The organism is Janthinobacterium sp. DSP2-3-3 (assembly GCF_049897325.1).
GTDB lineage: Bacteria > Pseudomonadota > Gammaproteobacteria > Burkholderiales > Burkholderiaceae_D > Janthinobacterium.
On sequence record NZ_JAFCWA010000018.1, the window covers coordinates 14,768 to 28,354 of the forward strand.

At 60.2% G+C, this 13,587-nt stretch carries 13 protein-coding genes, 4 tRNA genes and 1 riboswitch; of the genes, 13 read left to right on the forward strand and 4 right to left on the reverse strand.

The annotated features are described in order from the left end of the window. Positions 1-54: 54 nt before the first annotated feature. A complete protein-coding gene (gene glyA, locus ACP7DE_RS25870) occupies positions 55-1,299 on the reverse strand; it encodes a serine hydroxymethyltransferase (RefSeq protein WP_426074782.1) in 1,245 nt (414 codons plus the stop codon). Positions 1,300-1,410: 111 nt separating this feature from the next. Continuing rightward, positions 1,411-1,537: riboswitch (ZMP/ZTP riboswitch) on the reverse strand. A 315-nt stretch (positions 1,538-1,852) separates the two neighbouring features. Between glyA and ybgC the strand changes: the two genes are divergently transcribed. From ybgC to ACP7DE_RS25920, 10 genes are all read left to right on the forward strand, one after another. Continuing rightward, positions 1,853-2,254, forward strand: coding sequence for a tol-pal system-associated acyl-CoA thioesterase (ybgC, locus tag ACP7DE_RS25875; protein ID WP_426074783.1), 402 nt, complete (start codon positions 1,853-1,855; stop codon positions 2,252-2,254). A 47-nt stretch (positions 2,255-2,301) separates the two neighbouring features. Beyond that, on the forward strand, positions 2,302-2,991 hold the full coding sequence (tolQ, locus tag ACP7DE_RS25880; protein WP_071324706.1) for a protein TolQ: 690 nt from the start codon (positions 2,302-2,304) through the stop codon (positions 2,989-2,991). 15 nt (positions 2,992-3,006) lie between these two features. After that, positions 3,007-3,447, forward strand: a complete 441-nt coding sequence (locus ACP7DE_RS25885; RefSeq protein WP_242428498.1) for an ExbD/TolR family protein — start codon at positions 3,007-3,009, stop codon at positions 3,445-3,447. A 48-nt stretch (positions 3,448-3,495) separates the two neighbouring features. Beyond that, positions 3,496-4,518 (forward strand): cell envelope integrity protein TolA, encoded by a 1,023-nt coding sequence (tolA, locus tag ACP7DE_RS25890; protein ID WP_426074784.1) that lies wholly within the window; start codon positions 3,496-3,498, stop codon positions 4,516-4,518. Continuing rightward, on the forward strand, positions 4,518-5,792 hold the full coding sequence (tolB, locus tag ACP7DE_RS25895) for a Tol-Pal system beta propeller repeat protein TolB (protein ID WP_426074849.1): 1,275 nt from the start codon (positions 4,518-4,520) through the stop codon (positions 5,790-5,792). Before tolA ends, tolB begins: the two co-directional genes overlap by 1 nt. A gap of 43 nt (positions 5,793-5,835) precedes the next feature. Then, positions 5,836-6,357, forward strand: coding sequence for a peptidoglycan-associated lipoprotein Pal (pal, locus tag ACP7DE_RS25900; RefSeq protein ID WP_034786578.1), 522 nt, complete (start codon positions 5,836-5,838; stop codon positions 6,355-6,357). Positions 6,358-6,492: 135 nt separating this feature from the next. Further along, entirely contained in the window at positions 6,493-7,251 is a 759-nt protein-coding gene (gene ybgF, locus ACP7DE_RS25905; protein ID WP_426074785.1) for a tol-pal system protein YbgF, read from the forward strand. 67 nt (positions 7,252-7,318) lie between these two features. Beyond that, a tRNA-Lys gene (locus ACP7DE_RS25910) sits at positions 7,319-7,394 on the forward strand. 88 nt (positions 7,395-7,482) lie between these two features. After that, a tRNA-Lys gene (locus tag ACP7DE_RS25915) sits at positions 7,483-7,558 on the forward strand. 196 nt (positions 7,559-7,754) lie between these two features. Further along, positions 7,755-8,885, forward strand: a complete 1,131-nt coding sequence (locus tag ACP7DE_RS25920) for a sensor histidine kinase (RefSeq protein WP_426074786.1) — start codon at positions 7,755-7,757, stop codon at positions 8,883-8,885. An 18-nt stretch (positions 8,886-8,903) separates the two neighbouring features. Here ACP7DE_RS25920 and ACP7DE_RS25925 read toward each other — a convergent pair whose 3' ends face one another. From ACP7DE_RS25925 to ACP7DE_RS25935, 3 genes are all read right to left on the reverse strand, one after another. Beyond that, positions 8,904-10,028, reverse strand: a complete 1,125-nt coding sequence (locus tag ACP7DE_RS25925; RefSeq protein ID WP_426074788.1) for an acyltransferase family protein — start codon at positions 10,026-10,028, stop codon at positions 8,904-8,906. Positions 10,029-10,093: 65 nt separating this feature from the next. Continuing rightward, on the reverse strand, positions 10,094-11,113 hold the full coding sequence (locus tag ACP7DE_RS25930) for a hypothetical protein (protein ID WP_426074789.1): 1,020 nt from the start codon (positions 11,111-11,113) through the stop codon (positions 10,094-10,096). A gap of 70 nt (positions 11,114-11,183) precedes the next feature. Beyond that, complete coding sequence (locus tag ACP7DE_RS25935; RefSeq protein ID WP_426074790.1) at positions 11,184-11,498, reverse strand: ArsR/SmtB family transcription factor; 315 nt, start codon at positions 11,496-11,498, stop codon at positions 11,184-11,186. A gap of 106 nt (positions 11,499-11,604) precedes the next feature. Between ACP7DE_RS25935 and ACP7DE_RS25940 the strand changes: the two genes are divergently transcribed. From ACP7DE_RS25940 to ACP7DE_RS25950, 3 genes are all read left to right on the forward strand, one after another. Continuing rightward, the gene (locus ACP7DE_RS25940; RefSeq protein ID WP_426074791.1) at positions 11,605-12,693 is read left to right on the forward strand and encodes an NADH:flavin oxidoreductase/NADH oxidase; all 1,089 of its coding nucleotides are present in this window, start codon (positions 11,605-11,607) and stop codon (positions 12,691-12,693) included. Between the two features lie 621 nt (positions 12,694-13,314). Next, positions 13,315-13,390 (forward strand) — tRNA-Lys (locus tag ACP7DE_RS25945). Positions 13,391-13,469: 79 nt separating this feature from the next. Then, positions 13,470-13,545, forward strand: a tRNA-Lys gene (locus ACP7DE_RS25950). The last annotated feature ends 42 nt before the right edge of the window (positions 13,546-13,587 follow it).

The window sequence follows — 13,587 nt, forward strand, 5'->3', positions numbered from 1 at the left end:
ACTGGAATGTGTCAGACAGAATCTTACTCTGTATGACACATTCTGGACAAATAATTATGCGTACACCGGGTGCGCGTCAGCCAGCACTTTCACCGCCGCTTTCACGCGTTCGATGGTGGCGGCGTCATGCGGATTGTCCAGCACGTCGGCGATCAGGTTGCCCACTTCTTCCGCTTGCGCTTCCTTGAAACCGCGCGTCGTCATCGCCGGGCTGCCCAGGCGGATGCCCGAGGTGACGAAGGGTTTTTGCGGGTCGTTCGGGATGCCGTTCTTGTTGCAGGTGATGTGCGCGGAACCAAGGATGGCTTCGGCTTCCTTGCCCGTCAGGTTCTTGGCGCGCAAGTCGACCAGCATGACGTGCGATTCAGTGCCGCCGGACACGATGCGCAGGCCACGCTTGATCAGGGTTTTCGCCAGCACGTCAGCGTTCTTGATCACTTGCTTCTGGTATTCGACGAATTCAGGGCTCAGCGCTTCCTTGAAGGCGACAGCCTTGCCGGCAATCACGTGCATCAGCGGGCCGCCCTGGATGCCAGGGAAGATGGCCGAATTGATGGCTTTTTCGTGTTCAGCCTTCATCAGGATGATGCCGCCGCGCGGGCCGCGCAACGATTTATGTGTGGTCGAGGTGACGAAGTCGGCGAACGGCACCGGGTTCGGGTACAGGCCGGCGGCGATCAGGCCCGCGTAGTGGGCCATGTCGACCATGAAGTAGGCGCCCACTTCCTTGGCGATCTTGCCGAAGCGCTCGAAGTCGATCTTTTTCGAAAATGCCGACGCGCCGGCGATGATCAGTTTCGGCTTGCGTTCGCGGGCCAGGCGTTCCATCGCCTCGTAGTCGATGTCTTCTTCCGCCGTCAAGCCATACGACACCACGTCGAACCACTTGCCGGACATGTTCAGCGGCATGCCGTGGGTCAGGTGGCCGCCTTCGGCCAGCGACATACCCATGATCAGGTCGCCTGGTTTCAGCATGGCAAAGAACACGCCCTGGTTTGCCTGCGAGCCGGAGTTTGGCTGCACATTCGCGCATTCGGCGCCGAACAGTTTTTTCACGCGGTCGATGGCCAGTTGCTCGGCGATGTCGACGAATTCGCAGCCACCGTAGTAGCGCTTGCCTGGATAGCCTTCGGCATACTTGTTGGTCAGCTGCGAACCTTGCGCTTCCATGACGGCCGGCGAGGTGTAATTCTCCGACGCGATCAGTTCGATGTGGTCGTGCTGGCGCGTGTTCTCTTTTTGAATGACGGCGAACAATTCAGGATCGACGTTGGCGAGGGTGTGATCTTTTGCAAACATGTAAAAACTCCAAGTATGAGGGTGCTTGTACTGGCAGGTTGGATCGAATGAGGGGAGCCGACGTTAAGTGAATAACAACATTGGATAGGCAGCCTCTTCGTGCTTTTCCATAGTGGCTACCCAGGCGAACGGCTGATGAAAAATCTCACGTTTCCCGGTGGGTGCCCACCTTTCGCCGGTCTGCCGACCGCCACAATGTGGGGATCGCTCCGACTTTTCGCCAGTTACGTGAGACGTAATGGAATGCAAATTGTAAGTTAAGTGCCCAAATTGAGCAAGGAATGCAAGCGTACGGCTATAATCGCCGCGCGCCAAAGCAGCCCAGGCACGGCCACAAGCCGCCCCGGGGCAAGACTGCGGCTCTTAAGCTGAACTTAAACCTGGCCACGGCATGTAAGCGTATGTTACGAAGCTTGCCATTGTGTACCCTGGATTTACTATACTGCGGTGCATTTTATATGCAGCTTTTGCATGGCTATCCAGCAAGCGCCCACAGTCACAAGAAGAAAAATCGCGTAAAATGTTGCTCAATCCCACTACTGGCGCAATAAACATGCCTTCAGTCTTTACCTGGAACGTCCGTGTCTACTATGAAGACACCGACGCCGGCGGCATCGTCTATTACGCAAATTACCTGAAATTCTTCGAACGCGCGCGGACCGAATGGCTGCGCGCCATCGACGTGGGCCAGCAGGCATTGCTGGAACAGCACGACGCGATGTTCGTTGTCAAAAGCGTCAACGCCGACTATCATGCGCCAGCCAGGCTCGATGACACGGTAAGATTAACATTAAGCATAGAAAAAATGGGGCGCGCCTCCATTGTTTTCCTGCAACAAGCCTGGTGCGGCGAGCGCCTGCTGAACACGGCCCGCGTCAAAATCGGCTGCGTCGACTCGGCATTGCGCCCGTGCGCCGTGCCTGATGCAGTGGCGGCCCGCATGCGCGCCGCCTGAGCCCTACCCGCCACCCCCGGACAATTCACCCAACAGACTGCCAGCCAATGAACGTTACACAAGATCTTTCTTTCCTCGCGCTCATCTCCAATGCCCATTTGATCGTGCAACTGATCATGGCCCTGCTGCTGCTGATTTCCCTGACCAGCTGGACTTACATTTTTCGCAAGATGTTTGCCGTACGCCAGGCGCGCAAGCAAACCATCGAATTCGAACGCAGCTTCTGGGCCGGCGGCAACCTGCATGCGCTGCATCAAAGTGCCAACGGCAACCGCGACCAGAGCGGCGCGCTGGCGCGTATTTTTGACGCCGGCATGGGCGAATTCATCAAGGGCAAGGCTTCCTACGGTTCGCGCGAAGCGCTGGACGTCGGCGCCGTGCTCGACGGTGCCCGCCGCGCCATGCGCGCCGCTTTCCAGCGTGAAATGGACGTGCTCGAATCGCACCTGGCCTTCCTCGCTTCCGTCGGTTCCGTCTCGCCGTACATCGGCCTGCTCGGTACCGTCTGGGGCATCATGAACGCCTTCCGCGGCCTGGCCAACGTGCAACAAGCTACCCTGGCCGCCGTCGCGCCAGGCATTGCCGAAGCGCTGATCGCCACCGCCATCGGCCTGTTCGCGGCGATACCCGCCGTCGTCGCCTACAACCGTTTTTCGCATGACATTGACCGCCTGGCGATCCGCTTCGAGAGCTTCGTCGAGGAATTCTCCAACATCTTGCAGCGCCAGTCGCGCTAAGAGGGAGCAGCGTCCATGGGTTCCTCATTCAATAGCGGCGGCATGCGCGGCGGCCGTGGCCGCAAGTTCAAATCCGAGATCAACGTCGTGCCGTATATCGACGTGATGCTGGTGCTGCTGATCATTTTCATGGTGATGCCATCGTCGAACAATCCCAGCGTGGTGAACTTGCCCAACGCGGAAAGATCGGCCAAACCGCCCGATGACTATATTCAGATCGTGCTGAAACCGAATGGTTCGCTGTCGATCGGCGTGATCGGCAAGGAACAGCTGTCGCCGGAAACGGAACCGAACCGCGACGCGCTGCTGCGCAAGCTGCGCGGCTTGCACGAGAGCAATCCCGACTATCCCGTGATGATTGCGGGCGACAAGGAAAGCAAGTACGACGATGTGATCCAGCTCATTTCGGAAGCGAAAAAGATGGGCATTACCCGCGTCGGCCTGGCCACCAAGTAAGCGCAGCACCCTGTTTCCAGACTTGACCGTTTTTAGATAGACTAGACTTTGCAGACCAAACAAATCGACCATGTACTCGGCAAGCCCTACAGCGTGCCGCGCGAACGCAGCCGCTGGCCCTCGCTGGGCCTGGCGTTGGCGATGCACCTTGGCCTGCTGTTTTTCCTGTGGGTGGGCGTACACTGGCAAAATACGGAACCTGTCGCCGTCGAAGCGGAAGTATGGGACCTGAAAGTGCAGACGGCCGCGCCACCGCCCGACGTGGCGACGGAACCGGAGCCGACACCGGCGCCAGCGCCGAAACCACAAGTGGAACAGCCGGCCCCGCCGCCACCGCCGCCGGTGGCCGCGCCCGAGCCGAAGGTCGACTTGCGCGAGGCGGAGATCGCCCTGGAACGCAAGAAGGCCAAGCTGAAGGAAGAGAAGGAAAAAGCGGCAGTCGAAGAGCGCCGCAAGCAGGAACAGAAGGAACGCGAGGAAGAAAAGCGCGAACTGGAAAAACAGAAGCAGAAAGAAAAAGACAAGGCTGACAAGCTGGAGAAAGAAAAGGCAGAAAAGGCCGACAAGCTGGAAAAAGCTAAGGAAGCCAAAGAGAAAGCGGCGGAAGAAAAAGCCGAAAAAGAACTGTCCGATAAAAAAGCGGCGGCGGAAAAAGCTGCCAAGGCAAAAAAAGCGGCGGAAGAGAAAAAAACCGCCGACAAGGCGCGCGCTGAGGAAATGAGCCGCATCACGGGTGCGGCGGGCGCCGGCACAACGGGCACGGCCGCGAAAGCGACCGCGCCACGCAAGGACAGCGGCTATGTCGCTGCCCTGACGAGCAAGATCAAGAGCAATATCGCGTACAGCGGTAGCACGGACGTGCCGGGCAACCCGCGCGCCGTGTTCAAGATCGAGCAACTGCCAACTGGGGAAATTATTTCGGTCCGAAAGATTAAAAGTAGCGGCCTGCCGGCGTATGACAGCTCGGTGGAAAACGCCATTAACAAATCGTCGCCACTGCCGAAGAAAAAAGACGGCACCGTGGAACGCGAGATTGAACTCATATTCGAGATGAAGGATTTGCCTAAATGATGACCATGAAAAAAATGAGCTATGTCGTGCTCTGTGCCAGCCTGATGCTGGGAGCGTCAAGCGCCCAGGCGCAGCTGCGCGTGGAGATTACAGGGATCGGCAGCAACCAGATCCCGGTGGCTGTCGCCAGCTTTGTCAATGAATCGGCAGCGCCGCAATCGTTATCTGGCATCATCAAGGCCGACCTGGCGCGCAGCGGCGTGTTCAAGCTGATCGACGCCGATGCGCCCGTATCGGAAACGGCGCCCGTCAGCTACGAGCAATGGAAGTCGCGCGGCGCCGACGCGCTGGCTGCCGGCAGCGTGCAAAGCATGGCCGATGGCCGCCTGGACGTGCGCTACAAGCTGTTCGACACCATCAAGGGCGCGCAAATTTCCAGCATGAACAATGCGGCCGCGCCGCAGTTCAACCGCTTGTTGGCGCATAAAATTGCCGATGACATTTATGAAAAGCTGACGGGCGTCAAGGGTGCCTTCGCCACGCGCATCGCCTACGTCACGCAATCGGGCCGCGAATACCGCCTGGAAGTGGCCGACGCCGATGGCGAAGGCATCCAGGTCGCCCTGCGCTCGAACGAGCCGATCATTTCACCTGCCTGGTCGCCGGACGGCACCAAGGTAGCGTATGTCTCGTTTGAAAAGAAAAAGCCCATCGTCTACGTGCAAAACCTGGTGACGCGCCAGCGCACCATCGTATCGAATGAAAAAGGCAGCAATTCGGCACCGAGCTGGAGCCCAGACGGCTCGCGCCTGGCCGTGGCCCTGTCGCGCGATGGCCATACCCAGGTCTACACCGTCAATGCCGACGGCAGCGGCTTGCGCCGCGTCAGCAACAGCAGCGGCATCGATACGGAACCCCAATTCTCGGCCGATGGACTCAGCATTTACTTCACCAGCGATCGCAGCGGCGGACCACAAATCTACCGCATGTCGACCAGTGGTGGCGAAGCCAAGCGCGTGACGTTTGGCGGCTCCTACAACATCAGCCCGCGGATTTCCTCCGACGGGAAGACTCTCGCTTATATTTCCCGTCGCGACGGCAATTTCCAGCTCTACGCGCTCGACCTGGCTAGTGGCCAGGAACTGCGCCTGTCGGACACCGCCAACGACGAATCACCGAGCTTTTCGCCCAACGGGAAATATATCATGTACGCGACCGAATCCGGACGACGCAAGTCGCTGGCAGTGGTATCGGTGGATGGCCGCGTCAAACAGCGTTTGACTACGCAAGCTGGCAATATCAAGGAGCCCACCTGGGGTCCTTTTATGAAGTAAATGCTGTACAGTTTCACCTTTAACCATGACCCGGAGAATAAAAATGAGTAATTTTAAAAGCTTGGCTTTCATCGCCGCTACCGCAGCCCTGCTGTCCGCCTGCAGCACCCCAGTCAAAGTAGCAGAAACCCCAGTGGTTGAGCGCGCTCCTGAAAAAGTCGTTGCACCAGTTGACACCCGTCAAGTTCAGCCAGTGACGACCGCATCGGTCGATCCACTGGACGATCCAAAAGGCGTGCTGGCTAACCGCAGCATCTACTTCGACTTCGACAAATACGTCGTGCGCGAAGCGGACACCCCAGTCGTGCAAAACCACGCTGGCTACCTGGTGAAAACGCCTAGCCGCAAGATCCTGATCCAAGGTAACACCGATGAACGCGGTGGCGCTGAGTACAATCTGGCCCTGGGCCAGAAACGTGCTGAAGCCGTGCGCAAGTCGATGGCCGCCCTGGGCGTGCCAGAAGGCCAAATGGAAGCCGTGTCACTGGGCAAAGAAAAGCCTAAAGCACAAGGCAGCAACGAAGCAGCATGGGCTGAAAACCGCCGCGCTGACATCGTTTATTGATGTTGACGGGTGAGCGCAGCAGCATTGACGCTTACCTAACTGGCCAGTCATAGGCATAATAATGGGGCGCAGCGCGGTGATTCACCGCCCGGCGCCCCGTTTGCATGTTTTGCGTAACCTTTGAAAGCCCGACCCATGATGACATTCTCGAAAGCCGGCGTCGCCGCCGCCTTGATGGCCGCGTTTGCCTACCTGCCCCTGCACGCCAACGCCGCCCTGTTCGACGACGATGAAGCACGCAAAGCCATCCTGGAGCTGCGCGCCAAGGTCGACGCCATGGCGCGCGACCTGAACAGCCGCATCGATGCCAAGGCGGACAAGACCAGCACCTTGAGCCTGATCAACCAGCATGACCAGACCATGCAAGAGATCGCCCGCCTGCGCGGCCAGATCGAAGTACTGGGCAACGACTTGGCGAATACGCAAAAGCGCCAAAAGGATTTCTACACCGATATCGACGCGCGCCTGCGCAAGCTCGAACCGCGCCAGGTCACCATCGACGGCCAGGAAGCGGCCGTGGGCGTGTCCGAGCAAAGCTCGTACGAGTCTGCATTCGGCCTGTTCAAGTCGGGCGACTACAAGGGCGCCGTCACTGCCCTGGAGGCTTTCGTGAAACGCTATCCGGAATCGGCCTACGCGGCCAACGCGCAATACTGGCTGGGCAATGCCTATTATGCCCAGCGCGACTGCAAGAGCGCCATCACGGCCCAGCAGGCAGTGCTGAAACACTATCCGGACAGCCCGAAGGCGCCCGACGCCATGCTCAACATCGCCAGCTGCTACACGGAGCTGAAAGACAAGCCGAACGCTACCAAGACCCTGAACGCGCTGATCTCGCGCTACCCGGACTCCAGCGCGGCCCAGGCCGCCAAGGAACGAGGCGGCAAAAAGTAAAAGCGGGGAGAAAGTTGCCCGTTAGGTTTGACAGAATCCCGGGCACCCCCTATAATCTTCCTTCTTCGGGTCGTTAGCTCAGCTGGTAGAGCAGCGGACTTTTAATCCGTTGGTCGCAGGTTCGAATCCCGCACGGCCTACCACGAATACGCAGTACTGATCTGCTTGCGAGTTGTTCTAGCAAGCATTTTTTTACGGCACAGTGTTACCGAAGTTGTTGTATAAGTTTTTGGGTCGTTAGCTCAGCTGGTAGAGCAGCGGACTTTTAATCCGTTGGTCGCAGGTTCGAATCCCGCACGGCCTACCAAATACTATGAAGAAGCCAACCGTTCGCGGTTGGCTTTTTTGTTTTCAGTGTAAAACAAAATCGCTGCCCTTTTCAGCGCCCCCCCCCATCAGCCTGCGAAAGTTAATTTTTGCCGGGCTGCGCCTTCTGGTAACATCATGAAACGACGACAACAAGGCAGCGCCATGCCGCGCGCCATTCTACGGAAACAGCAGCAATGACACTAGCGACCGATCAGAACTCCGACGGCAGGGGCTTGTCATCAATGTCGCGCCGGCTCATTGCGCTGCGCGACGACGTCATTGCACGCTGGAGCCAGCAAACGCGGGCCAATGTGGACTTGGCGCGGCGCCTGCCCTACCCCATACTAATCAATACCCTGCCCATCTTTTACGACAACCTGGCCCAGGCCATGACGCCCGACTATCCCCGCGCGATGGCTGATAGCCACGCCAATATTGCGGGCGTGCATGGCGACGAGCGTGCCCGCATGACAAGCTACGGGCCAGAGCAGGTCATCCACGAATACCAGTTGTTTCGCGACGCCTTCATTCATGTGATGACTGAAAAGGGCATCGAACTGGACGCTGCGCAGTGGAGCGTGTTTCAAACTTCCATCGACCGCGCCGTGCGCGAGGCGGTCAAGAATTTCACGGAAGTGCACCAGTCGCTGCGCCACCGGATCGCCGCCGCCCTGTCACACGACATGCGCGGGCCGCTGTCGGTAATCATGAACGGCGCCAGCGTGTTAAGCCTGCGCGCAGATACAAGCGAACAGAGCCGCCTGACGACAGCCCGTATCCTGGAAAATGGCAAGCGCCTGAATGACATGGTCGAAGAATTGCTCGAAGCACTCAGCATCGACCAGCAGCAGGACTTGCCGCTGGCAATAGAACGGACCGATCTGACTGCGATCTCCAAGGCCGTGTGCCGCGAAATCAACGACAGCGGCGCTGCCATATGCGAACTGACGGGGGAAAGCGTGGTGGGCTACTGGTGCCCCAATTCCATGCGACGCGCCATAGAAAATCTGACAGGCAATGCGATCAAGTATGGCGACGGTGGACCGATACGCATCCACCTGGTGCAGGCCCACGAGCGGATCATGCTGTCAGTGCATAATTCAGGGGCGCCGATAGCTTCGGCTAACCGCGAGCGCATTTTCGAGTATCTGCGACGCGAGGACAGCGACAAGGCCAGCGGCTGGGGCATCGGCCTGCCCTTCGTGCGCAGTGTCGCGCATAGCCATGGCGGCAGCGTCGTCGTCGACAGCGCGCCGGAAACCGGCACGACATTCACGATCGACGTGCCGCTCGACAGCAGGCCATTTGCCGGCATGTCCAATTAGCGCCGGCGCCATTCCCGCCTACGCCGTTACCGTTCGCATGCCAGCCTTCCCCACCAGCGATTGCACCACCCGCCCCAGCGGCACCTCCACCCAGCGGTGAAACGCCGCTCCGGCCACCAGGCTGGCACCCCAGGCGGTCAGCATGCCCAGCGCCTGCCACGCCGGCTCCAGCGGAACATACGTGATAAATAATGCATTCACCAGCAGGCTGACGGGAAAGTGGACGAGGAAAACGGCATACGAGATGCGCCCCAGGGCGTTGATGACGTTCCAGGCCCGCCCCTGGGCAGGCGTGCGAGCGCGGCCGAACAGGAATAGCGCGCAGGCGACGATCAGGGCCAGCGCGATGCGGCTGCGGTAGTCGATGGCCAGGGCCAGCAGGACGGGCACGGCGGCCATGGCCATGAGCACGGTCATGGCACCGGGCTTGCGCCTGGGGTCGCTGGCCCACCAGGCCATGAGTCCCAGGCCATAGCTGCCAAAGAAATACGGCGCCCAATTGTCCCAGCCCGCGTCGAGGTTGCAATACAGCAGGGAAAAGGTGATGCCCACGGTGACGGCCAGCGGCATCAGCCAGCCCATGCGCCGCTGGCCCGCCAGGCGACCGCCCAGCCACAGCATTGATACCGTCAGCAGATACAACTGGAAATCGATGGCCACGTACCAGGCGCCGGCCGACAGCGACTCATAGCCCAGCACGCCGTGCAGCAGCAAGGCGTGGGCGCTCAGCTGGCCCAGGGTGACGGCGGCCGACATGGAATCGTGCAGCATCCAGATGCCAGCCACGGGAGTAATCACTGCGGCGAGCAAGGTGGCGGCCAGAAAGGGCGGCGCCAGCTTGACATAGCGGCGCCAGACGGCTTGCAGCGGGGTGGCGATGCCGGGGCAGCCGGCCGGAGAAAGGGATTTGGCGACCAGAAAGCCGCCAATGACGAGGAACACTTGCACGGCGATGCGCGCGCTGCCGCCCAGCCAGTCCATCGACTCGGGCCACAGGGGCTGCACATAGTCGGACATGGGTCCGTAAAACGCCAGGTGGTGCAACACGATCAACTGCGCCGCGCCTGCCTTTAACACATTGATCCAGCCAAACTGCGGACGATTTTCCAGGTCCGCCTGTGATACCACCGCTGCTGCCGTCATTCCCAATCCTTGCCGTGCCAGGTAGTGTCGCCAGCCCATCGCGCAACAGGCGCGCGGCTGAGGATTTACCGAAAGGCCGACATCATAGCCGAGCCTGGCACTTTGGTGACGCGCGACAAATCGGCACGCAACATCGTCTGGATCACGCTGCCGCCCCGCTCGTTCGCGCGCACCGCGACCGCCATGGACGGCATGACGAACAGCACGCCATCCTGCTCGCCCCAGGTATCGAGCAACTGTTCCAACTCGCGTCCCTGCGATTCCGGCCGCTTGATCTGCTGTGCCAGTTGCGCCGTGCACTTGCCGTCATAGCCGACGCGGTGCGGACACTCATCGATACGCACGAACGGCGTCTTGCTCTCGCGCAAGCGCGCGGACAATTGCGCGGCCACCGCTGCCGGCGCACCATCGAGATAAAGGAGGTAAGACGGCACGCGGCAGCAGCTCCCGGACAACAACAGCAAGTCGACCCTGGCGCCGAAAGCGGTCGCGGGGGCTGACGGCACATAGGCAAACGGCGGCGCATCGCCATGCTTTGAAAACGTCTTGCGCAGCTCAGCGGCGTTCGCGGTGCGCCAACCGGACTGGCAGGCGGCATTGGTGGCGGCAAAACAGGTCCGGTAGCCGGTTTGATCGCTGATAAACAATTGTTCGACCGCATTGCGCGCACGGGCGGCTCCAGGCGCGATACCCTCCGGGCGCACCTCCCAACTGCGCGCACCGTTTTTGTGACATGCCAGCACGCTGTTATCGTCAGACAATCTGACAAAATATACGGGCTGGGCGAATTCGCTCCAGCGTTCAATGCCATCGGTGGCATTGACGACGATTTTGTCCTTATGTATCAGCCGCATGTAGTGGTTCTCGCCGGACATCAAGGAACCGCCGCCCTGGCGGTACTCCACCGACAAGGCGGCAAACCTGCCGTATGTGTCGGCCTTGGTCACCTTTTCGCCACGCCGCAGCACAGCGGCGTATTCGACCTTGGCCGGCTCCGTGTAAGGCCAGCAGCCGGCCAGCAGCGAGAAAGAAAGAAAGAGGCGGCGCACCACCAGCGATACCGTGCAAGAATTTTCATGCGTCATCAACCCTTCAGCTTAGGACTGCACAGGCGCGCTGTAAATTCGGCAATCTTGCAGGTAGTCTACGGCAGATTCAGGGCTGATCCGCTTGCGGCTGCTGCAAGATGGCTGCCAGCAAGCCTGGAAAGCGGCTGTCGATGTCGGCGCGGCGCAAGCGGTTCATGTGCGTGGTGCCCGTGTTTTCCGTCCACACCAGCCCCGCTTCGCGCAAGACCTTGAAATGGTGGGAGACCGTCGACTTTGGCCGCCCGCCGTCCAGGTCGCCGCAGGCGGCCGCGTCAACTCTGGCCAGGTGGCGCACGATGTCGAGGCGGATAGTGTCGCTCAAGGCGTAGAGCAGGCGTTCGAGGACGAATTCGCTGGCGGAGGGGTGTTTGTGTGGACGCATGAGCAGAATCATACAGCATGCGCTATACTAATTTCATTATTCGAATATTTACGAACTACCGAACCAATATTTCCCTACCTGTCCACCAACAAACACAAAGGCCACCATGTCCGCCCTCTTCCAACCATTCAATCTTAAAGACATCACTCTGCGCAACCGCATCGCCGTGCCACCGATGTGCCAGTACATGGCCGTCGATGGCAAGGCCAACGACTGGCACCTGTCGCATTACGCGGGCATGGCCCGTGGCGGCGCGGGGCTAGTGATCGTCGAAGCGACAGCCGTGTCGCCCGAAGGCCGCATCACGCCCGGCTGCACGGGCATCTGGAATGATGATCTGGCGCAAGCCTTCGTGCCGGTGGTAAAAGCCATCAAGGCAGCCGGCTCCGTGCCCGGCATCCAGATCGCCCACGCAGGCCGCAAGGCCAGCGCCAACCGCCCATGGGAAGGCGACGACCATATCGCTGAAGGCGACGCGCGCGGCTGGCAAACCATCGCCCCGTCCGCCATCGCCTTTGGCGGCGGCCTGCCGAAAGTACCGCGCGCCATGGACCTCGACGATATAGCCCGCGTGCAACAGAACTTCGTCGATGCGGCCGTGCGCGCCCGCGAAGTCGGCTTCGAATGGCTGGAACTGCACTTTGCCCACGGCTACCTGGCGCAAAGCTTCTTTTCCGCCCATTCGAACCAGCGCGCCGACATTTATGGCGGTAGCCTGGAAAACCGCAGCCGCTTCCTGCTGGAAACCTTGAAAGCCGTGCGTGCAGTATGGCCCGAACACTTGCCGCTGACGATCCGCTTTGGCGTGCTGGAATTCGACGGCCGCGACGAGCAAACCCTGCTCGAATCGATCGGCCTGGTGCGCCAGTTCAAGGATGCCGGCATGGATATGCTCAGCGTCAGCATGGGCTTCACGATTCCCGACGTGGCTATCCCATGGGGCCCGGCCTTCATGGGCCCGATTGCCGAAAGAGTGCGCCGCGAAGCGGGCGTGCCCGTCTCGTCCGCCTGGGGCTTCGGCACGCCGGCCATCGCCGAGCGCGTCGTCAAGGAAGAACAGCTGGACGTGGTGATGGTCGGCAAGGCGCACCTGGCCAATCCGCACTGGGCATATTTTGCCGCCAAGGAACTCGGCGTGGAACGCGCCTCGTGGACCCTGCCGGCGCCGTACGCGCACTGGCTGGAACGCTATTGATCGTCCTTGACCATCGCCGGATGCCCCTCCAGGGGCAATTCCGGCAGGAATAGCAGGAAGACCAGTCCCGACACCAGCAGCACGGTGCCGGCGCCAGACACGACAGATGCGCCATGCCGCCCAGATAGATGGCGCGCGCTTCGCGCTCGGTAGCGGGCTTGACCGCGTCTTTTCTGCGGCAGTGGCGTGATCGTGGCAGCTCATGCCTGGCCCATCTCGGGCAGCGGCTGCATGGCGGAGGCCAGCGCATCGCGGCGGCGCGCGCAGGGTTGCAAAAATGGCCATGCCTTGCGCGGACAGGCGCAGGCCCGCGCACGTGCACGTTTTGCAGCCGCGCCAACGCGGCCACGCAGATGCCGGGCTGCTCGTGGATCAGGGCCGGCAGCATGGTGTGTGCATCACCGATACGCTGCATGGAGCGCAGCGGGCGCTTGAACACGATGCGCAAGTCATCGGACAGCGCCAGCGCGCGCTTGGGGATGGGAAAGTCTTCGGTATTGGGCCTGCAGATATAAATGGAAGTTCACCTATCCATGCTGGATCGCGCATGACACCCATGCAAGGATTTTTCCACCCCGGCCCTTCCCAAAACCGCCGTTGGCCGTCATAATAGCCGCCCTTGGGTCGTTAGCTCAGCTGGTAGAGCAGCGGACTTTTAATCCGTTGGTCGCAGGTTCGAATCCCGCACGGCCTACCAAGAATTTGCAGTACGTTTGCATGCCGTCATGACAAGCACGCACCGCACAGCGTTCCCGCAGCAAGTAGTCAAAGTTTTTGGGTCGTTAGCTCAGCTGGTAGAGCAGCGGACTTTTAATCCGTTGGTCGCAGGTTCGAATCCCGCACGGCCTACCAAATACGTCAGAGAAGCCAACCGTTCGCGGTTGGCTTTTTTGT

Bases quoted from the DNA above. Each gene is read 5' to 3' on its own strand.
- ACP7DE_RS25925 (WP_426074788.1), bottom strand. From the start codon at position 10,028: ATGACGGCAGCAGCGGTGGTATCACAGGCGGACCTGGAAAATCGTCCG.
- ACP7DE_RS25885 (WP_242428498.1), top strand. From the start codon at position 3,007: ATGGGTTCCTCATTCAATAGCGGCGGCATGCGCGGCGGCCGTGGCCGC.
- ACP7DE_RS25930 (WP_426074789.1), bottom strand. From the start codon at position 11,113: ATGACGCATGAAAATTCTTGCACGGTATCGCTGGTGGTGCGCCGCCTC.
- ACP7DE_RS25920 (WP_426074786.1), top strand. From the start codon at position 7,755: ATGACACTAGCGACCGATCAGAACTCCGACGGCAGGGGCTTGTCATCA.
- tolB (WP_426074849.1), top strand. From the start codon at position 4,518: ATGACCATGAAAAAAATGAGCTATGTCGTGCTCTGTGCCAGCCTGATG.
- ybgF (WP_426074785.1), top strand. From the start codon at position 6,493: ATGATGACATTCTCGAAAGCCGGCGTCGCCGCCGCCTTGATGGCCGCG.
- ybgC (WP_426074783.1), top strand. From the start codon at position 1,853: ATGCCTTCAGTCTTTACCTGGAACGTCCGTGTCTACTATGAAGACACC.
- glyA (WP_426074782.1), bottom strand. From the start codon at position 1,299: ATGTTTGCAAAAGATCACACCCTCGCCAACGTCGATCCTGAATTGTTC.
- tolQ (WP_071324706.1), top strand. From the start codon at position 2,302: ATGAACGTTACACAAGATCTTTCTTTCCTCGCGCTCATCTCCAATGCC.
- ACP7DE_RS25940 (WP_426074791.1), top strand. From the start codon at position 11,605: ATGTCCGCCCTCTTCCAACCATTCAATCTTAAAGACATCACTCTGCGC.
- pal (WP_034786578.1), top strand. From the start codon at position 5,836: ATGAGTAATTTTAAAAGCTTGGCTTTCATCGCCGCTACCGCAGCCCTG.
- ACP7DE_RS25935 (WP_426074790.1), bottom strand. From the start codon at position 11,498: ATGCGTCCACACAAACACCCCTCCGCCAGCGAATTCGTCCTCGAACGC.